Source organism: Mesorhizobium huakuii, from assembly GCF_014189455.1.
Classification (GTDB): domain Bacteria; phylum Pseudomonadota; class Alphaproteobacteria; order Rhizobiales; family Rhizobiaceae; genus Mesorhizobium; species Mesorhizobium huakuii_A.
This window is the reverse complement of sequence record NZ_CP050296.1, coordinates 5,870,577-5,889,878: the sequence shown is the minus strand read 5'-3', so window position 1 is coordinate 5,889,878 and position 19,302 is coordinate 5,870,577. Positions and strand designations below refer to the sequence as shown.

The 19,302-nt window shown below is 62.9% G+C and carries 18 protein-coding genes and 5 pseudogenes; 13 read left to right on the top strand and 10 right to left on the bottom strand.

Annotated features, from left to right (window positions below; translation table 11 throughout):
- Positions 1–57: 57 nt before the first annotated feature.
- From HB778_RS28635 to HB778_RS28610, 6 genes and pseudogenes are all read left to right on the top strand, one after another.
- Positions 58–894: a DsbA family protein gene (locus tag HB778_RS28635; RefSeq protein ID WP_183458820.1), complete on the top strand. Its 837-nt coding sequence runs from the start codon at positions 58–60 to the stop codon at positions 892–894.
- Between the two features lie 145 nt (positions 895–1,039).
- On the top strand, positions 1,040–1,474 hold the full coding sequence (aroQ, locus tag HB778_RS28630; protein WP_019857903.1) for a type II 3-dehydroquinate dehydratase: 435 nt from the start codon (positions 1,040–1,042) through the stop codon (positions 1,472–1,474).
- Between the two features lie 26 nt (positions 1,475–1,500).
- A pseudogene (gene accB / locus HB778_RS28625) lies at positions 1,501–1,961 on the top strand (acetyl-CoA carboxylase biotin carboxyl carrier protein).
- A 10-nt stretch (positions 1,962–1,971) separates the two neighbouring features.
- On the top strand, positions 1,972–3,315 hold the full coding sequence (gene accC, locus HB778_RS28620) for an acetyl-CoA carboxylase biotin carboxylase subunit (protein ID WP_183458819.1): 1,344 nt from the start codon (positions 1,972–1,974) through the stop codon (positions 3,313–3,315).
- Between the two features lie 12 nt (positions 3,316–3,327).
- Positions 3,328–3,945 (top strand): leucyl/phenylalanyl-tRNA--protein transferase, encoded by a 618-nt coding sequence (aat, locus tag HB778_RS28615; protein ID WP_183458817.1) that lies wholly within the window; start codon positions 3,328–3,330, stop codon positions 3,943–3,945.
- A 13-nt stretch (positions 3,946–3,958) separates the two neighbouring features.
- On the top strand, positions 3,959–4,141 hold the full coding sequence (locus tag HB778_RS28610) for an RNA polymerase sigma factor region1.1 domain-containing protein (RefSeq protein WP_183458815.1): 183 nt from the start codon (positions 3,959–3,961) through the stop codon (positions 4,139–4,141).
- A 26-nt stretch (positions 4,142–4,167) separates the two neighbouring features.
- Here HB778_RS28610 and HB778_RS28605 read toward each other — a convergent pair whose 3' ends face one another.
- The 3 genes from HB778_RS28605 to HB778_RS28595 form a co-directional block, all read right to left on the bottom strand.
- On the bottom strand, positions 4,168–4,554 hold the full coding sequence (locus tag HB778_RS28605) for a hypothetical protein (RefSeq protein ID WP_183458813.1): 387 nt from the start codon (positions 4,552–4,554) through the stop codon (positions 4,168–4,170).
- A 74-nt stretch (positions 4,555–4,628) separates the two neighbouring features.
- A complete protein-coding gene (locus tag HB778_RS28600) occupies positions 4,629–5,231 on the bottom strand; it encodes a DUF2155 domain-containing protein (protein WP_183458811.1) in 603 nt (200 codons plus the stop codon).
- 159 nt (positions 5,232–5,390) lie between these two features.
- Positions 5,391–5,789, bottom strand: a complete 399-nt coding sequence (locus tag HB778_RS28595; RefSeq protein WP_027045618.1) for an NADH:ubiquinone oxidoreductase subunit NDUFA12 — start codon at positions 5,787–5,789, stop codon at positions 5,391–5,393.
- Between the two features lie 229 nt (positions 5,790–6,018).
- Between HB778_RS28595 and panB the strand changes: the two are divergent.
- Both panB and panC read left to right on the top strand, forming a co-directional pair.
- Positions 6,019–6,898 (top strand): annotated as a pseudogene (panB, locus tag HB778_RS28590) (3-methyl-2-oxobutanoate hydroxymethyltransferase).
- Positions 6,895–7,746 (top strand): pantoate--beta-alanine ligase, encoded by an 852-nt coding sequence (gene panC, locus HB778_RS28585; protein ID WP_183458809.1) that lies wholly within the window; start codon positions 6,895–6,897, stop codon positions 7,744–7,746. The pseudogene panB and the gene panC overlap by 4 nt, the downstream one beginning before the upstream one ends.
- A gap of 65 nt (positions 7,747–7,811) precedes the next feature.
- Here panC and HB778_RS28580 read toward each other — a convergent pair whose 3' ends face one another.
- The 4 genes and pseudogenes from HB778_RS28580 to gatB all read right to left on the bottom strand — a co-directional run bounded on the left by HB778_RS28580 (position 7,812) and on the right by gatB (position 11,373).
- Positions 7,812–8,510 (bottom strand): AIM24 family protein, encoded by a 699-nt coding sequence (locus HB778_RS28580; RefSeq protein ID WP_183458807.1) that lies wholly within the window; start codon positions 8,508–8,510, stop codon positions 7,812–7,814.
- 157 nt (positions 8,511–8,667) lie between these two features.
- The gene (locus tag HB778_RS28575; protein ID WP_183458805.1) at positions 8,668–9,159 is read right to left on the bottom strand and encodes a GNAT family N-acetyltransferase; all 492 of its coding nucleotides are present in this window, start codon (positions 9,157–9,159) and stop codon (positions 8,668–8,670) included.
- Between the two features lie 15 nt (positions 9,160–9,174).
- The gene (locus HB778_RS28570) at positions 9,175–9,870 is read right to left on the bottom strand and encodes a hypothetical protein (RefSeq protein WP_183458803.1); all 696 of its coding nucleotides are present in this window, start codon (positions 9,868–9,870) and stop codon (positions 9,175–9,177) included.
- Positions 9,867–11,373, bottom strand: a pseudogene (gatB, locus tag HB778_RS28565) (Asp-tRNA(Asn)/Glu-tRNA(Gln) amidotransferase subunit GatB). Before gatB ends, HB778_RS28570 begins: the two are co-directional and overlap by 4 nt.
- Before the next feature lie 279 nt (positions 11,374–11,652).
- Here gatB and HB778_RS28560 point away from each other — a divergent pair.
- Positions 11,653–11,910: a YjhX family toxin gene (locus tag HB778_RS28560; protein ID WP_183458801.1), complete on the top strand. Its 258-nt coding sequence runs from the start codon at positions 11,653–11,655 to the stop codon at positions 11,908–11,910.
- 47 nt (positions 11,911–11,957) lie between these two features.
- On the opposite strand, the gene HB778_RS28555 is transcribed toward HB778_RS28560, so the two are convergent.
- Together HB778_RS28555 and HB778_RS28550 are read right to left on the bottom strand one after the other, a co-directional pair.
- Positions 11,958–12,389 (bottom strand): CBS domain-containing protein, encoded by a 432-nt coding sequence (locus tag HB778_RS28555; protein ID WP_183458799.1) that lies wholly within the window; start codon positions 12,387–12,389, stop codon positions 11,958–11,960.
- A gap of 87 nt (positions 12,390–12,476) precedes the next feature.
- Positions 12,477–13,235 (bottom strand): rhomboid family intramembrane serine protease, encoded by a 759-nt coding sequence (locus HB778_RS28550; protein ID WP_183458797.1) that lies wholly within the window; start codon positions 13,233–13,235, stop codon positions 12,477–12,479.
- Between the two features lie 303 nt (positions 13,236–13,538).
- Between HB778_RS28550 and HB778_RS28545 the strand changes: the two are divergent.
- Together HB778_RS28545 and HB778_RS28540 are read left to right on the top strand one after the other, a co-directional pair.
- A pseudogene (locus HB778_RS28545) lies at positions 13,539–15,046 on the top strand (sugar ABC transporter ATP-binding protein).
- Entirely contained in the window at positions 15,043–16,059 is a 1,017-nt protein-coding gene (locus HB778_RS28540; protein WP_183458795.1) for an ABC transporter permease, read from the top strand. The pseudogene HB778_RS28545 and the gene HB778_RS28540 overlap by 4 nt, the downstream one beginning before the upstream one ends.
- Before the next feature lie 62 nt (positions 16,060–16,121).
- Here the strand turns inward: HB778_RS28540 and HB778_RS28535 are convergent.
- Positions 16,122–17,152 (bottom strand): annotated as a pseudogene (locus HB778_RS28535) (substrate-binding domain-containing protein).
- Positions 17,153–17,746: 594 nt separating this feature from the next.
- On the opposite strand from HB778_RS28535, the gene HB778_RS28530 reads away from it, so the two are divergent.
- Positions 17,747–18,379: a PAS domain-containing protein gene (locus HB778_RS28530; RefSeq protein ID WP_095204358.1), complete on the top strand. Its 633-nt coding sequence runs from the start codon at positions 17,747–17,749 to the stop codon at positions 18,377–18,379.
- 118 nt (positions 18,380–18,497) lie between these two features.
- Positions 18,498–19,115, top strand: coding sequence for a PilZ domain-containing protein (locus HB778_RS28525; protein WP_095204357.1), 618 nt, complete (start codon positions 18,498–18,500; stop codon positions 19,113–19,115).
- The last annotated feature ends 187 nt before the right edge of the window (positions 19,116–19,302 follow it).

Here is a 19,302-nt window from a genome sequence, read left to right as displayed (position 1 = left end):
TCCGATCACGCGCTGCGACACAGCCGGACTGGGAAACAGGCAAAAGGAACGAGAACGATGAAAAAGGCACTGCTGCTGGGCACCACGGGGATCGCTGTGGCCCTCGCCATGCTGGCTTTCGGTTTCGTCGCCGGCAGCCCGCAGATTGCCAAGGCCGGTACAACGCAGCCTGTCCAGGCGACTCAGCCTGTCCAGACGGCAGGGGCAGACACCAAGGCGGCCGATACCAAGATCGACCGCACCGAGGTCGAGGGCATAATCCGCGACTACCTCCTGAAGAACCCGGAAGTGCTGCTCGAAGTGCAGGACGCGCTCGAGGCCAAGCAGAAGGAAGAACAACGGATCGCCGCGCTCGGCGTCATCAAGAACGCCAAGGAGCAGATCTTCAACTCCAGCTTCGACGGCATCGTCGGCAACCCGAACGGCAAGGTGACCATCGTCGAGTTCTACGACTACAATTGCGGCTTCTGCAAACGCGCCATCGAGGACATGCGGGCGCTGACCAAGTCCGATCCGGATCTGCGCTTCGTGCTCAAGGAATTCCCGATCCTTGGCCCGGATTCGCAAAAAGCCAGCGTCGTCTCGATGGCCTTCCACCTGATGAAGCCGGAAAAATACGGCGAGTTCCACAACGCGCTGCTCGGCGGCCAGGGACGCGCCACCGAAGCGGCCGCGATCAAGATCGCGCTTTCGCTCGGTGCCGACGAGGCGACGCTGCGCGAGAAGATGAAGGATCCGTCGATCACCGAGGCCTTCTCCAAGACCTACGATCTTGCCAACAAGCTGTCGATCACCGGAACGCCGTCCTATGTCGTCGGCAACGAGGTCGTGTTCGGCGCTCTCGGGCAGGAAGTGCTGGCGCAAAAGATCGAGGCGGCGAAGGCCGCGCTTTGATCAGCCGGGGGTTTTCTTCACGGGCGCATTTCGACCTGTTGTGGACAGTGAAAGAACGCACTTGCGCTCTTTTCGCGGACGGCTATGCCCGGTATAGAGGCCCAGCGCGCCGGTTTGCTACCGGCGCCGGAAAAGGTCGGCTTTTTTGAAAACGGTTTTCGTCCTGAACGGTCCCAATCTCAACGCGCTCGGCAAGCGCGAGCCGGGCATCTATGGCGGCAAGACGCTTGCCGCCATCGCCGACGACTGCAAGCAGGCCGGCGCGTCGCTCGGGCTCGAGATCGATTTCCGCCAGTCGAACCATGAGGGCGACCTTGTCGACTGGATCCAGGAAGCCGGCGACAAGGCCGCCGGCATCGTCATCAATCCAGGCGCCTATAGCCATACCTCGATCGCGATCCATGACGCCATCCGTTCGGTTGCGCCGCTGCCGGTCGCCGAAGTTCACCTTTCCAACATCCATGCGCGGGAATCATTCCGCCACGTCTCCATGGTCGCGCCGGTCGCCGTCGGCATGATCTGTGGCTTTGGGCCGCTCGGCTACACGCTGGCGCTGCAGGCGCTGGCCGCACGCCTATGACCGGCCAACAAACAGAAGGCTCGAAAATGTCGATAAAGAAGACCGGTGTTGACCAGCAACTGATCCGCGATCTGGCGGGCATACTGAACGACACCAACCTGACCGAGATCGAGGTTGAACTGGGTGATCTGAAGGTTCGCGTGTCGCGGCAGGCACCTGCCGTCCACGCGATTGCCGCCCCCCGCCCAACTATGCGCCGGCGGCAGCCGCCCAGCCCGCGGCCACGGCCGCCCCGGCAGCGGTCGACGTATCGAAGAACGCGGTCACCTCGCCGATGGTCGGCACCGCCTATCTGGCACCGTCGCCCGACGCCAAGGCGTTCATCGAGGTCGGCCAGAAGGTCAAGGAAGGCCAGACGCTGCTGATCATCGAGGCGATGAAGACGATGAACCAGATCCCCTCGCCGCGCGCCGGCACGGTGACGGCGATCCTGTTCGAGGATGCGACGCCGGTCGAATACGGCATGCCGCTCGTCGTGATCGAGTAGAGCGGGCCGGATGTTTCAGAAGATCCTCATCGCCAATCGCGGCGAAATCGCGCTTCGGGTGCTGCGCGCCTGCAAGGAACTCGGCATCCAGACGGTGGTGGTGCATTCGACCGCCGACGCTGACGCCATGCATGTCAGGCTCGCCGACGAAAGCGTGTGCATTGGCCCGCCGCCATCGCGCGACAGCTACCTCAACATCCATCAGATCGTCGCGGCCTGCGAGATCACCGGCGCCGACGCCGTGCATCCGGGCTACGGCTTCCTGTCGGAGAACGCCAAGTTCGCCGACATCCTGGCCGCGCACAACATCACCTTCATCGGCCCGTCCGGCGACCATATCCGTATCATGGGCGACAAGATCGAGGCCAAGCGCACCGCCAAGCGCCTCGGCATTCCGGTGGTTCCCGGTTCGGACGGCGCCGTCACCGATCAAAAGGAAGCCAGGCGCATTGCCGCCGAGATCGGCTATCCCGTGATCATCAAGGCGTCGGCCGGCGGCGGCGGGCGCGGCATGAAGGTTGCGCTTACCGAGGCTGACCTCGAGATTGCCTTACAGACAGCGAGCACGGAAGCCGGTGCCGCCTTCGGCGACGATGCCGTCTACATCGAGAAATACCTGGAAAAGCCGCGCCACATCGAAGTGCAGGTGTTCGGCGACGGCTTCGGCCGCGGCGTGCATTTCGGTGAGCGCGACTGTTCGCTGCAACGCCGCCATCAAAAAGTCTGGGAAGAGGCGCCCTCGCCGGCCCTCAACGCCGAGGAGCGGTCCCGCATCGGCGGCATCTGCGCCAAGGCCATTGCCGATCTCGGCTATTCCGGCGCCGGCACGATCGAGTTCCTCTACGAGAATGGCGAGTTCTATTTCATCGAGATGAACACGCGCCTGCAGGTCGAGCATCCGGTGACGGAGGCGATAACCGGCATCGATCTCGTGCATGAGCAGATCCGCGTCGCTTCCGGTGGCGGTCTTTCGGTCAAGCAGGAAGACATCAAGTTCAATGGCCACGCCATCGAATGCCGCATCAATGCCGAGGATCCGCGCACCTTCACCCCCTCGCCCGGCACCATCACGCATTTCCATACGCCAGGCGGTCTCGGCATCCGCGTCGATTCCGGCGTCTATTCCGGCTACAAGATCCCGCCCTATTACGACAGCCTGATCGGCAAGCTGATCGTGCATGGGCGCAACCGCGTCGAATGCATGATGCGGCTGCGGCGGGCGCTGGATGAATTCGTCGTCGACGGCATCAAGACGACATTGCCGCTGTTTCGCGATCTGGTCGGCAATGCCGACATCGCCAATGGCGATTATGACATCCACTGGCTGGAAAAATACCTGGCCAAGGAAGAGTAGTCCGGGGACGCGATGACCCGTCCATACGCGCCCGGCTATCGCATCCCCACCGACCTCCTGCTCAAGGCCTATGCCTCGGGCGTCTTCCCGATGGCCGAAAGCGCCAACGACCCGGAAGTGTTCTGGGTGCGGCCGGAGACGCGGGGCATCATCCCGCTCGACGGGTTCCACACACCCAAAAGCCTGAAGAAGGCGATCCGCAAAAACCCGTTCGATATCCGTTTCGACTTCGATTTCGAGGCGACGATCGACGGCTGTGCCGAAAAGCGCGAGGAGCGGCGCTCGACCTGGATCAACGCGCCGATCCGTGAGGCCTATGTGCAGTTGCACCGCATGGGCCACTGCCATTCAGTCGAGGCCTGGCATGAGGACCAGTTGGTCGGCGGCCTCTATGGCGTGTCGCTCGGACGGGTGTTCTTCGGCGAAAGCATGTTTTCCAAGGCGACGGATGCATCGAAGATCTGCCTCGTGCATCTCGTCGAGCGCTTGAAGGCACGCGGCTTCGCGCTACTTGATACGCAATTCACCACCGAGCACCTCAAGCGCTTTGGCGCGGTCGATGTCCCGCGCGGCAAGTATGAGAAGATGCTGGCGGATGCGTTGAAGGGTGAGGCGATCTTTTGTCCGTGACCGGAGAGCTTCGATGTCGGGCGAAAACCACCTTCGAGCGAATATGCCGCCAGTTGTTCTAGCGCTGATCGCAAAGGGCAGAGACGTCACAATGGGTCAACTCGACCAACTGCTTCCCAAGCGGGAATTCAGTTCGACCGAGATCGAAGACATAATGGCTGCTCTCTCCGAGCATGGGATACGTATCACCGAGTGAACGAATACGCCGGACCACCCAGATGATCAGCTCTTCGCTGCAGCCTCCAGCGGCGTCTGCGAATGGAACATCATCTTCCAGCCGTTGACGCGGTGCACGTAGCCGGTGCTGACCAGCGCCGCGTAGGGGTCGCCATTCTCCCGCGTTGCATGCGCCTCGTAGGTCAGCATGACGATGTCGCTGCCGGGTTCGATAATTCCCTTGAGCTCGATATCGAGGTCGCGCCAGCGGTTGGGCTTGGTCGCGGTCTTGGCCAGGTCGGCATTGTCCATCGCCTTTGCCATTTGCGGAAAGGCCACCAGGCATTCCGTGTCGGCATTGGCCGCGTAGTAGGCCTCGTCGCCTGTCCAGAACCCTTTTTCGAGTTCGAGCAACTCTTTCTTGCTCGCCGTGATCCGCTTGCTGTCTGACATCGAAATATCCTCCGGGCGCATCGATGCGCGGTCGTCAGCATTCCAACGCATGATGGACGTGACGGTTCCGGGGATCAGTTGGCGTCGGTGGCGTCCGGTTCCACGGGGGCGGACTGTTCGACATCCGGGCTGGCCGAAGGCTTCGGCTTGGCGGCGGCTGGTTTGGTCGCGGCCGGCTTCGAAGCGTCGGCCTTGGTGGCGTCAGCCTTGGTGGCATCGGGCGCCGGCACATCCGACTTCTGCTTGCATTCCTTTAGCCAGACGTCATAGACGGCATGCTCGACGGCGTTGAGCCCAGGACTTTCGGCGAACATCCAGCCGGTGAAGATGCGGCGGATCTTGCGGTCGAGCGTGATCTCGTCGACCTCGACGAAGGAATCGGTCCTCGGCTCCTCGGTCTGCGGCCGCGAATAGCAGACGCGCGGCGTCACCTGCAAAGCACCGAACTGCACCGTCTCGTCGATATAGACGTCGAAGGTGATGATGCGGCCGGTGATCTTGTCGATGCCGGCGAACTCGGCAACCGGGTTGGTGATTCGATCCGATCCCGTGGGCGCCGCCGGGGCGGGCGCGGCGGGTGCAGCCGGTGTGGGCGAAGCCGCAAAGGCCGCAGTGCTGACGGCGAGGCTGGCGGCTAGCGTCAGACCGCCCGTCGATATCAGGTTGAAAAAGCTCATATAGGGGTACCGGTGGTTCGCGCCCGGGTGATTCCGTCGATCGCCAAGGCTAGTCGCCGTTTTCTGATCAGCAAGCAGCTAAACACCAATTGTGGCGATAAAGGACCGGCCTGCACTTCGTGCTGTGACAAGTCGGGGCGCCGTTACATCCAGGGACCGTTACGACCCGGGCGTCCAGGCGTCATAGTCACCGGTGACCTGCGGGCGATGCTGATTGGTCAGCACCGAGCCCTTCGGCCGATAGGCCGCCGGCGTGCCGGTCAGATTGGGCTGATGCGACTTCTGCCATTCGCGCGGCTTGTAGTCTTCGCTCGGCGGCGCGACGTCGACACGGTGATGCATCCAACCGTGCCAGCCAGGCGGAATGGCCGAAGCTTCGGAATAGTTGCGGTAGATGACCCAGCGGCGCGTGCGGCCTTCCGAATCGATACCGCCTTCGTAATAGACATTGCCGACCTCGTCCTGGCCGACCCTCTTGCCGTACCGCCAGGTGTGCAGGCGTGTTCCCAGCGTCTGGCTGTTCCACCAGGTGAAAAACTGCGTCAGGAAAGTCTTCATCTCGGAACCCTTTGCGCAGGCGGCGCCTGTTTCCTGCTTATGGCGTCAGGCCTTCGGGAAGGCAAGGGTTTTGCCGCGGGGGTGCGCAAATGGCGCGCCGGGGAGCCGACACAAGCCTGTGATCCCAAGAGGCGGCAGGATGCGCGCTTGCCAAGCCTTTGCGCTCTTTCTAAAGCTCAGCGCGCCCATGCGGATATCCAATCCGGCCATGGGCCAAGGGAGGTGACGATTGGCCACGGAATTGCCGACCACCGACATTCGCATCGGCGCCGAGCTGATTCGCCGCCGCAAGGGCGGCATCCCCTTGGTCTGCCTGACGGCCTACACCTATCCCGTCGCTCGCTTGCTCGATCCCCATGTCGACCTGCTCCTGGTCGGCGACAGCGTCGCCATGGTCCTGCATGGCCATGCGACGACGCTGGGCGCCTCGCTGGAGATGATGATCGCGCATGGGCAAGCCGTGATGCGCGGCTCGGCCAGGGCCTGTGTAGTCGTCGACATGCCGGCCGGCAGCTACGAGGATTCCGCGGCGCCAGGCGGTGGCCTCGGCGCGGCGCATCGTCGACGAGACCGGCTGCCAGGCGGTGAAGCTCGAAGGTGGCGTCGACATGGCCCGTCAGATCGCGGCAATAGTGGCCGCCGGCATTCCGGTCATGGGCCATATCGGTCTGCTGCCGCAATCGGTGGAGAAGGATGGCGGCTACAAGATCAAGGGCCGCACGGACGAGAATGTTGCGGCGCTGATGGCCGACGCGCTCGCCGTCGAAAAAGCGGGCGCGTTCTCCGTGGTCATCGAAGGCACCATCGAGGCGGTCGCCGCCGACATCACACGCCGCATTGCCATTCCGACCATCGGGATCGGCGCCAGCGGCGACTGCGATGGCCAAATCCTGGTCATCGACGACATGGTCGGGCTGACCGTCGACCGCGTGCCGAAATTCGTCAAGGAATACGCCGATCTGCGCAGCGTCATCGCGCACGCCGCCGAGCGCTACGCAGCGGAGGTGCGAGACCGGACTTTTCCCGGCCCAACCCATGTTTTTTCGGGCTCAAAGGCCTTTTCCAGTTCGAATGCCATTTCGAACGCAAATGGCGGGGATGAATCATGAGCCGTCCCGAGGTCGTCGATAGCGTTGCCGCACTTCGCGCGCGGATTCAGGAGTGGCGGCGCGATGGCTTGCGCGTCGCCATGGTGCCAACCATGGGCGCGCTGCATGAAGGGCATCTCTCCCTGATCAGGATCGCCAGGGAAAAAGCCGAGCGCTGCGTGGTGTCGATCTTCGTCAACCCGACGCAGTTCGCGCCGAGCGAGGATCTCGACAAATATCCGCGCCAGCTCGCCCGCGATCTGGACATGCTGACGACGGTCAAGGCCGATCTTGCCTTCACGCCGACGGTCGGCGCGATGTACCCCGTCGGCTTTGCCACCAGGATCTCGGTCGGCGGCCCATCCGCCGGGCTCGAATCGGACTTTCGCCCCACCTTTTTCGAGGGCGTGGCCACCGTGGTGGCCAAGCTTTTTCTCCAGGCAACGCCCGACTATGCGATCTTTGGCGAGAAGGACTATCAGCAGCTTTGCGTCGTCAAACAGCTCTGCCGCGACCTCGACCTGCCCGTCGAGATCATCGGCGCCCCGACCATACGCGACACGCATGGCCTCGCCATGTCGTCACGCAACGCCTATCTCAGCGAGGCCGAACTTGCTGTCGCTCGTCAGTTGAACGCCATCCTGCACAAGGCGGCTGCCGCTCTGGCGGCCGGCGCACATCAAGATGAAGCGACCGGTGAAGCCAGCCGCGCCCTGATCGCCGCCGGCTTCCAGAAAGTCGACTATGTCGAGGCTCGCGAAAGCCTGACACTGGCGCCGTGGCACCGCGACCGCGCCGGGCGCCTGCTCGCCGCTGCCTGGCTTGGCAAGACACGACTCATCGACAATGTGGACGTTGCCGTCGCCTGAGCGGATTGAGCTACGCCACGCTTTGTCCCCTGGCGCGTCACTCATCCGAGATTTCTGGCGCGCTCTTACTCCTCTGTCGGCATATGCAGATACATCGACTGGATGCCGACGCGACCCGGGCCGGTGAAGCGATTGACGATGAAATTCATGTTGGCGCCGAAGAAGCCGCTCGACAGGCGGTCGATCTTGGTTTCCATCCTGACCGAGGTGTCCTTGAACAGCCAGCCGCCCGGCTCGATGTCGATGGTCTCGCCTGCGGCAAGCGTCTTTTCGAAGACATTACCGTAGCCGTGCAGCCAGACGATGCCGTCGCCGCCATCGCCGCGAAAGCGGTCGATGAAGAAGCCGCTCTGGCCAAACAGCATCGTCGCCAGGCCGCGAACCCGTTCGAAGGTGTAGTCGACATTGCCGGTGGCGGCGAGAAACTGGTGTTCGCGCACCTGGATCTCCTCGCCGCGCCTGAGATGGATCGGCACGATGTGGCCGGGCCCATCGCGGCTGAAGGCGATGATGCCCGCTCCCGACGCCTCGGTGACGAAGATCTGCATGCCGGCCATCATGCGCTTCAGAGCACCCTTCAGCGATTTCAGGCCGATGGTGATGGTGGAGTTCTTCCACAACAGGATGTGATGCTCGAAATAGACGGGCATTTGCGTCACATCGACAGAAAGCACGGGCACCAGCTCGCCCGCTATGTGATAGGTGACGCCACCAAAGGTTTCATCCGACACCTGTGTCGGCATCAGTTCCGGCAAGCTTGGCATGGTTCCCCCCCTCGCCGCCTTGCGCGCCAGCCCATTCCGGCTTCCGCACGGTCAGCTACCCGCAGCTTGGTGTGTGACCCCCGGGCCGTCAAACGAAAACGGGCCCTTGGCGCACCGCTCGCGCGAAGGTGATCCAGACAGGTTTACGCCGAAGGGATCAGCCGGCAAGAGGCCGGCGATAGACCAATGTCGGCTCGCCAAAGGTACCCGTGCGCTCGCCGGTATCGCCCGATCGCACGAAGCCGTTTGCTTCGTAGAAGGCGATGGCGCGCGTGTTCTGCGCCTCCACTTCCAGACGGATGGCTTGGGCTTCCGGAAAACTTTCGATGATCTCGTCGAGCAGCATGCCGCCGATGCCCCTCCCCTGCAGGCTGGGCAGCACGTAAAGCTGCCTCAGGACAACCAGCTTGCCGCCATCGATGCTTTCGGCAAAAGCCACGCCGCCAATCCGCTTGCCGTCGTCGGCGACAAGGAAGTCGCTGTTCGGCTTGATCAACCGCGCCTTCAGCGAGGCGATCGAGTGCCATTCATCGGTGATTTCGGTGACCTTGGCGGCGCCGTATATGGCGTCATACGTCGCATGCCAGGTTTCGACCAGCACTGCCCGAATTGCATCAAGGTCGCGTTCACCTGCGGTGCGGACAAACATGGTTCTCTCTCCCGCTTATGCCGTGACGCGATTGCGTCTGAAATCAACCACGGCAAGCAGCACGACCCAGACCAGAAGCACCATGCTGCCCGGCATGTTGGCCGCCATGGCAAGGCCGGAAAAACCGGTTGCCGCGGTGGCCAAGCCGCCGAACAGGACGCCCACGGCGCCGGCGCCGCCGAGCAGCGACAGCCACAACGGACAGCGCCTGGCCTGATGGAGGGCGACAGTGGCGAGCAGAACCGTCAAGCCGAGCAGCATGGCGCTGATCGCGGCAAATCCGACTTCGACCTGGCGCACGGCGAAAGCGGCGCTGAACAGCGACGATTTTGTCGCGGCATCGGCTGCGGCCCAGGCATTGACCACCGCTTTCAGCGCAATGCCGTCGACGGCCTGCAGGGCGGCCGCCGCCGCCAGCGATGCCGCGCCGAACACGATCGTCAGAAGGGTCCAGCCACGGGCCGGACCGTCGGACAGACGGCCAAGGACCAGCAAAAGCCCCGCAACCATCGCGAAGACCCCGGCAAGCTGTGCCATGTGGCTATAGAGCCAGATATGGTCGGCGGCATATTCACCGAAGGCGGCAAGCGCATCATTCGGATCTTCATGCATTGGGTGCAGCGACGTGCCGACAAAAAGCAGCACGGCGCCGGTAATCAACAAGGCCGACGAGACGCTTGCCGGGTTGCCCGGCTTTGCGTCTGCGCTCATTGATCCGATATGCCTAGCTTGGCCTTGACGAGGTCGTTGACCACTTGCGGGTTGGCCTTGCCGCCCGTCGCCTTCATCACCTGGCCGACGAACCAGCCGGCCATGGTCGGCTTTGGCGCGCGCCTGTTCGACCTTGTCGGGATTGGCCGCGATCACCTCGTCGACCGCCTTCTCGATGGCGCCGGTATCGGTGACCTGCTTCAAGCCACGACTTTCGACGAGTGCACGCGGATCGCCGCCTTCATTCCAGACGATCTCGAACAGGTCCTTGGCGATCTTGCCGGAGATGGTGCCGTCCTTGATCAGGTCGATGACCGCGCCGAGCTGATCAGGCGAAACCGGAGCATTTTCAATATCCTTGCCGGCCTTGTTCAGCTGTCCGAGCAGATCGTTGATGACCCAGTTGGCGGCAAGCTTGCCGTCGCGGCCGGAGGCCACCTTCTCGAAATAGTCGGCGATCGACTTTTCCGACACGAGGATCGAAGCGTCGTAGGTCGACAGACCCAGCGAGGAGATCAGCCGCGCCTTCTTGTCGTCGGGCAGTTCCGGCAGCCCTTTTGCCAAGGCATCGACATAGGCCTGGTCGAATTCCAGCGGCAGAAGATCGGGATCGGGGAAATAGCGGTAATCGTGCGCTTCTTCCTTCGAGCGCATGGAGCGCGTCTCGCCCTTGACGGCATCGTACAGCCGCGTCTCCTGGTCGATCTTGCCGCCGTCCTCCAGGATGGCGATCTGGCGGCGCGCCTCATAGTCGATGGCCTGGCCGATGAAGCGGATCGAGTTCATGTTCTTGATCTCGCAGCGCGTGCCGAACTCGCCACCGGGCCGGCGTACCGAGACGTTGACGTCGGCGCGCAGCGAGCCTTCATCCATGTTGCCGTCGCAGGTGCCGAGATAGCGCATGATGGTGCGCAGCTTGGTGACATAGGCCTTGGCCTCATCGCCGGAACGCAGATCCGGCTTGGAGACGATCTCCATCAGCGCCACGCCGGAGCGGTTGAGGTCGACATAGGACATGGTCGGATGCTGGTCGTGCATCGACTTGCCGGCGTCCTGTTCCAGATGCAGCCGCTCGATGCCGACCTCGATGTCCTCGAACTCGCCCTGCCGGTCAGGCCCGACCGAGACGATCACCGTGCCCTCGCCGACGATCGGCTGCTTGAACTGCGAAATCTGGTAGCCCTGCGGCAGATCGGGATAAAAATAGTTCTTCCGGTCGAAAACCGACTTGTGGTTGATCTGCGCCTTCAGCCCGAGACCGGTGCGGATCGCCTGCTTGACGCATTCCTCGTTGATGACCGGCAGCATGCCCGGCATTGCCGCATCGACCAGGCTGACATTGGCATTGGGGGCCGCACCGAAAGCGGTCGAGGCGCCGGAAAACAATTTTGCTTCCGAGATGACCTGCGCGTGCACTTCGAGACCGATGATGATTTCCCAGTCGCCGGTGGCGCCAGAGATCAGGCGTTTTGCGTCGGGTGTGCGGGTATCGATGAGGGTCATGGTAGCCTGCGCTTCTAGCTCGCGAAAATTGCGATTTTCGCGAATTTGGGTGTTGGCCTTCGCTAGTGCAAACCGCCAGAAGAGACAAGCGCAAAGCCACGGGCTGGCCTTTTCAGCCGCTTTCGCCTATAGGCCGCTCATCCCAATGGAGAGTGGATGTCCACTTACGCTCAGTCCCGTTAAGGCCCTGACCTCGTAGCGAGGCAGGGCGACAAAACCTGAAACCCCGTGCCGCGAGGCTTCGCGGCGGCGGATTTTTTGTTTTCCCGGAACTCTCCCATGGATATTTCGCGCACTGAGCAGCGCGTCCTGCACCTTTTGGCGCAGGGCGGACGCATCGAAATCAAAAAGAACCAGAAGAAACGGATCGCCTCCGCCAAATGCCTGACCCGTGACGGCTGGCATTATCCGGGCGTCGATCTCGACCTGTTTCGAAAGCTGAAGCGCAAGAAGGCGGTTTCGTCGTCGGGCGGTGGTCCCTACCGCATCACAAGGCGCGGGCTCGAACTCGTCCGTTCCGAACTCGACAACAGATAGAAATGGTTCCGCCGGCCGGGTATCCGGCCGGCGGTTCCGTTCACCGCTCAGGCGGTGGCGATATAGGCCCTGATCTCATCCGCCTCGCGCTCGACATCCTCGATGCGGCGCTTGACCACGTCACCGATGGACACGATGCCATCGAGCAGGCCGTCCTTTTCCACCGGCAGATGGCGGAAGCGGCCCCTGGTCATGATCTCCATCACCTCGTTGACGGTGTGGTTCTCATTGCAGATCTTCACCTTCGGCGTCATCGCCGAACGCACAGCAATATCAAGTGCGGCGGCACCCTCCTTGGCGACGACGCGCACGATATCGCGCTCCGAAAGAATGCCGACGATCTTGCGATCGCCATTGGTGATGACCAACGCACCGATCTTGTGGTCGGCGAGCATGCGGATGGCCACGCTAAGTTTTTCATTCGGCCCGAGCGTCAACACGTCGTGGCCTTTTTTCTCGAGAATTGCCTTAACCGTCATGGCGTCCTCCTCTGCTTTTGCCTGCCGGTTCCTGCCTGACCGGCTTTCACGTAAGAGTGAACATCGTGCGCCGTGATCGGCTGCATTTCAAGTGCGGCGGTCGGTGGTTTCCCACTCAGGCGGCTGCCATCGCCGATCGAACCAGCGCAGGCCAAAGAAGCCGGCAACGAAGCCGCCAATATGGGCCTCCCAGGCGATCTGACCGTCTGTTCCAGGCGCAAAGCCGAGAAGGCCAGTGGCGAGGTTGATGATCATCCACACGGCGAGGAAGATCACGACGCCACGCAAACGCAAGACAATGGCGATCGGCAGCACCGGGCCGGCGAAGGCTGCCTTGCCGGCCGAGCGGTCGGTGCGGAAACCGAACCGCGCGGCAGCGCCCATCATGCCGGAAATTGCGCCCGAGGCGCCGACCAATGGTGCCTCTCCGTACGGATGCATGGCCCAGAACAGCGCCACGGAAGCCAGTCCGGTGGCAGCGAAGAACAGCGCGAACCTGAGCCCGCCAAGGCGATTGGCCAGCGGCGAGCCAAAGGCGGCGAGCCAGACCATGTTGATGGCGATATGGGCAAAACCGCCATGCATGAAGGCATAGGTGAAGGGCCGCGTGAACAGGAACCAGTCGAAGCCGTATTGTCCGGTGTAAAGGACAGGGATAAAGGCCCCATCATAGAGCAGCGTCATCTGCTGCTCGTCGTTCAGCACATATTGCTGCAGCAGATAGACGGCCGCGCAAATGCCAATCACCGCCAGCACCACAGGCGGCAGGTTGAAGACCGGCTCACGCCGGGGCTCCGGGGTCGGTTCGGTGGGTTCGGCTTCCGAAGGGCCTACCGGTTCACTCATACGCGTCTGGTCCAGGGATTCGATGCGCGAGCTTTAGAGCAAGGATGCCCGACTTGGAACAATTCTGTTTCTCGAAACAGCCGATGTCCGCGCAATGTCGCCCTCCTTTGCTACGAACCGAAAAGGAAACGAACCGGAAATGCTCCGGGAGCTGAAAAACTCGCAACCAGCGTTCTCGGATGCGACAAGGCCCCTCCCTAGAATGCGGCGCCATAACGGGTGAGAACGACGGCCAAAACTCGCCGCCCCAAGCGCAATGCCATAACCCGAAGCTCACGCATCTTGTCCCCAGCACCCTCAGCCATCGCCGTCTCCGTCAACGGCATCGAGAAATCCTTCGGGCCGACGCGCGCGCTCGCCGGCGCCGATCTTGCCGTCGCGCCCGGCGAGGTCGTGGCGCTGATGGGCGCCAACGGCGCCGGCAAGTCGACCTTGGTGAAGATCCTTTCGGGGTCGTACACGCCCGACGCTGGCACGATCACGCTGGGCGGCAACATTGTCAGCTTCGCCTCCCCCAGCGCCGCCAAGGCTGCCGGCATCGCGACGGTGCATCAGGCGACCGACCAGGCGGGTGCAGCCGGATTGACGGTTGCCGAAAACCTGTTGCTTGACGAGCTTTGCGGCCGCAGCGGGCGTTTCCTCGTCTCGGCGGCATCGATCCGCCGGCGGGCGCGCGCGGTCGCGGCGCTGATCGACCTCGATCTGCCGCTCGATCGCGACTTCATCGACCTGCGCCCGGCGGAACGCCAATTGATCGCCATCGCCCGCGCCGTTGCGACCAAGGCCTCGGTGCTCATCCTCGACGAACCGACGTCGAGCCTGTCGACCACGGAAGCCGAGCGGCTGTTCGCCATCATCCGCCGGCTGCGCGCCAACGGCATGGCAATCCTCTATATCTCGCACCGGCTTGGCGACCTTGCGGCCATCGCCGATCGCGCCGTCGTCATGCGCGGCGGCCGCATCGTCGGTGCCTTCGCCAGGCCGATCGATTTCCCGGCGCGGTCGCGGCCATGATCGGCCGGACACTGGAAGCCGCCACACATGACGGCAAGGCGTCGACCGCCCCGATCATCGCCTCCATCACGGGCGCGCGGCTGGTTGCCGGGGCGGAGCCTTTCGATCTCGACCTGCGCTCCGGCGAGGTCGTCGCCATCACCGGCACGCTCGGCTCGGGCAAGAGCCGGCTGCTGCGCGCGCTTTTCGGACTGGAAACGCTGGCGCAAGGCGGCTTCGTGCTCGATGGCAAGCCATGGCTGTCGAGCGGGCCGGCCCAATCGATCGAAAGCGGTGTCTTCATGGTCGCCGAGGATCGCTGGCAATCGTCCTTGCTGCCGCCTGAAGTTCCCGGCGCCTCGATCGCCGGCACCATCGCCCTGCCACATCTCAAGCGCTGGTTTCCAAGCGGCCTGCTGCGCACAGCCCGCGAACGCAAGGTCGCGTCCGATGCGATCTCGCGGCTCGGCATCAAGGCGCGCGGACCCGACGACACGCTCGACGAGCTTTCCGGCGGCAACCAGCAAAAGGTCGTGCTCGCGCGATGGCAGGCCGCGCCTTGCCGGCTGCTGTTGCTCGACGAGCCGTTCCAGGGCGTCGACGTCGGCGCCCGCGCCGATCTGATCGCCGCCATCCGCAACAGCCAAAGTGGTTCGGCCACGCTGATCGCGACCAGCGACACCGAAGAGGCGCTGGAGGTTGCAGACCGCATCCTCGTCATGCGCAACCACACACTTCATGAGGCCGGAGACGGCCATGGCTCACTGACCGACCAGATCGGCAAGGTCGAGAGCGACAAGGCCGGAGACCACCAATGACCTATTCGACGACGACACATCCGTCCCCCACGCGCACATCGCTTTTCCGCGAAACCCGGCGCTACGCCCTCTTCGTGCTGCTGGCACTGATGGTGGTCGGGTTCTGGTACGCGCAGCCTGCCTTCATCCGCTCGGCCAATCTGTTCTCGATCCTGCAGGCGGTTTCGGTGGTGGCGATCCTCGGCGTCGGGGTGTCGATCACCATGGCGGCCGACGGCTTCGATCTGTCGGTCGGCAGCATCGCCGCTTCGTCGGTGATGGCGGCGAGCTATGCCATGGTCGTGTGGCAGTTGGACGCGGCTGAGACCATGGTGCTGGTCCTGCTGATGGGTGCCTTGATAGGCCTCATCAACGGCCTGCTGATTGTCCGCGTCGGCGTGCCCGATCTTCTCGCCACGCTGGCGAGTATGTTCCTGCTCGCCGGCCTGCAGCTGATCCCGACCGGTGGCCGCTCGATCACCGCCGGCATGGTGCTTCCCGACGGCTCTTCGGTTCCCGGCGCCTACGATCCGGCGTTCCTGATCCTCGGCCGGTCCCGGCTCTTCGACACGATTCCGCTGTCGGTCGTGGTCATGGCTATCGTCGCCGTGCTGGCCTGGTTCCTGATGGAACGCACGCGCTGGGGCCGCGTCTTCTACGCGATCGGCGGCAATGAAACGGCCGCGCATCTTGCCGGCGCGGCGACCAAGAGATACCGGCTCTGGGCCTACATACTGTCAGGCACGCTTGCTTCGCTGGGCGGGCTGATCGTGGCCTCGCGCGTCGGCCGTGGCGACGTTTCGGCGGGCAATTCGCTGCTGCTCGATGCCGTGGCGGCCTCGCTGATCGGCTATGCCGTGCTCGACAAGCGTCGCCCGCATGTGATCGGCACGGTGGTCGGCGCCATCTTCGTCGGCGTGCTGCTCAACGGCCTCACCATGCTGAACGCACCCTACTACACGCAGGACTTCGTCAAGGGCGTCGTGCTGGTTGGAGCCTTGGCACTGACCTTCGGCCTGGGAAAGAAGCGCTAACCCTACCCTCCAATCGATATCTCCTCTCCCTCGCTTGCCCGCGAGGGAGAGGAGAACAGGGATCAGTTGGACGGAATCCAGCTGGCAGCCGCCGCGTCGCTCTGGCCGAAGGCTGGAAGCTTGGCGTCGAGATCCTCGACTGTCTTGATGCCGTTCTTGCGCAGCTCTTCCTGTGTCAGCAGCACCGGCTTGACGACGATGTTGTGGCCGGGATCTTCGCCGGCGATCAGCTTGGCCGCCGCCCGCACCGAAACCGCGCCGACGACGGCCGGGTTGGTGGCGCGGTGGCGACCCACGGGCTTCCTTCAGCGGTGATTTCGGTGATGTCGGCGGTCGACACGTCAGCCGAATAGATCTTCACCTTGTTGGAGATGCCGAGTTCGTCGGTGGCCAGTTTCACGCCGCGCGCGAACTCGTCATAGGGAGCAAAGACGACCGAGATGTCGGGATTGGCCTGGAACGCCGCCTTGGTCTGGTCGGCTGTCGACACTGCGGTCGTGTCGTTGACCGTCCCCCAGCGCGCCTTCTCGACAATGCCGGGATTTGCCTTCTTGGTCTCGTCCCAGATTTCGTTGCGGCGGTCGAGCGGCGCGAAGCCGGCGACATAGACGTAACCTGCCTGGAACGAGGTGCCATTATCCTTGAGCGCCTGGCCAAGCGACGCCTTGGCAAGCTCGTGATCGGACTGTTCGACCTGTGGAATCTTCGGGTTGTCGAGATTGACGTCGAACGCGACGACCTTGATGCCGGCATCGAGCGCCTTCTGCGCGACGTCCTTCAGCGCTTCGGGCTGGCCATGGTCGATGATGATGGCCTGGACGCCGAGATTGATCGCCTGCTCAATCTGATCGCGCTGCGCGGCCGCATCCTGCCGGCCGGAAAAGATCTGCAGGTCGATGTCGAGCGCCTTCGCCTGTTTCGTCGCGCCGGCCTGATAGGCCTGAAAGAAATCGCCGGCCGAGATGAAGGTGACGAGCGCCACTTTCACGCCGCCCTTGTCGAAAGGAGCCGGAGCACCCGCGATTCCGGCTGCGTGAACGGTGCCGAGCGGAATGGCGCTGGCCAGCAGGCCGGCCGTGATCAGTCCAAGGATAGAAGTCTTCATGAAGGTTTCCCCAGAGAATTACGCTGACGAGGCACGTCTCCGGACCGCGGGATCGCCGCCGTCGCGCCTCAAGGAGCGAATTCATGGAAGGTACAGCGGCAACAGAACCGCTCGGAACGCAGATTTTTCTCTTTCGCGGCGCGTGATTGGCAAATGTTGCTGCTGCCTGTCGCACAGCGCGGGGATCAGGCTATCCCGGCGCCATTGATCATCGGACCGCCGCAAGGGCTGCGATGAGCGAAAATCATGCCCGCCGTTAACCGCGAATCACCGGGCGCGAATCAAAAAGAAGCCGTCCAAGGTTTCCCTTGAACGGCCGGTCGAGCCCCCTGCTCCCCTAAAACTCTTGACTGAAGTGCTGCCGATCGTCGCGAAACGACCGCTTCTGGAGTGGTTTTGGTGTGCCACAGGGCCTGCCCGGGCGCAACGTAAACCAGTTGTTAACCTTAACGGCCCCGACCCGTGAACAAGTGTTAACGACGCTGGCACGCTTCCTGCTCCGCAACGCATGTAGGTCATCGGAGGGCGCCCTTCTGTTCACCGATGGGACATCAGACGACAGAATGCGCGGAGCAGCATACCATGAACCAAAACGGATCGATCACGCTGTTCCATTATTGGAACCGCCTGCGTGACGGACGCCCTGCTCCGAAGCGTTCGGAAGTTGAGCCCGCCGATATCAAGTCGCTGCTGGCCGATACGTTCATCCTGGAAAAGGACACACGCGGGCAACCCGTCTTCCGCCTGGCCGGCACCAGGCTCTGCGCCTGCTATGGCCGCGAACTCAAGGGGTTCTCCTTCCCGTCCCTGTGGCGCGAGAAGGATCAGCGTCTGGTCTCACGGCTGATTCATGGGGTTTTCGACCAGAAATCCGTGGTGCTGATCATGTTCGAGGGCTTCAGCCGCAACGGTCGCTCCAACAAGTTCGAATTGCTTGCCTTGCCGCTTGACGGCGGCATCGAAAATCCGCGCTGTCTCGGCGTGATCAGTGCCGCGGAGAAGCCGTTCTGGCTGGGCGCCGACCCGATCACGGACGCCATGATCGATTCGATCCGTGTCATCGACCCGGAGAAAGAGCTGCTCAACAACCGCCCGGCAATCGACGTTCCCTCGCTTGTTCCAGCCGAGCTCGAGGCCCCTGACACGATCTCGGCGCTTGGCCGGGCGCGCCGCATCCGCCATCTCGTCGTCTTCGACGGTGGGCGCGAGGAATAGTTGATGATCGCACAGTCTTGCAGGCTCGTTTTTTCCCTTTGTTAACCCGCTTTGTTGTACTTCTTTGATGAAGTCCCTCGCATTGGCGCGCGGGATGCCAAACGGGGTGTAGGCAGTCATGAGGTCAGCGGCGGTCGACTACGCGCCGTCCCAAGCTGAAAGGCGTAACTTTCAGCGCGTCCGGGTCAAAATATACGGACGATTCATGCTGGAAGACCGCACCGAGCATCCTTGCCAGGTTGTCGACATGTCGCCCGGCAACGTCGCGCTCCGCACCGACCGCATCGGTATGCCCGGCGAAAAAGTCATCGCCTATATCGACCATATCGGCCGCATCGAAGGTGTCGTCACGCGCACGCTGCAGGACGGCTTCGCCATGACGGTGATCGCGTCCGACCGCAAGAAGGACAAGCTGGCGGCGCAGCTGACCTGGCTTGCCAACAAGCACGAACTCGACCTGCCGGAAGACCGCCGCCACGAACGCGTCGCGCCGCGCAACCCGACCAGCGTGCTGCAGCTCACCGACGGCCGCCAATATCAGTGCCGGATCATCGACCTGTCGCTGTCGGGCGCGGCGATCGAAATCGACGTCAAGCCGGCGATCGGCGTCCAGGTCATGCTTGGCACCATGCGCGGCCAGATCGTTCGCCATTTCGAGGATGGCGTCGCCATCGAGTTCGCCGTCATCCAGCGCCCCGAAACGCTCGATTCCGAATTCAACACGCCGCGCGCCTGACCAGATCTGTCGGGACGCCCCAGTCAAACCGGCCGTTAGCGGCCGGTTTTTTGTTTCTGGGCAACAGCGATTGATATCCGTTCTGACAGCCGAGGCTGCGACCTGTAACGCTCAGCGTAAGCGTCACGCATACCGCAAGCCCAGTCCTGGCAATCCAAACAATTCAATACTCAAATGATTCAAATTT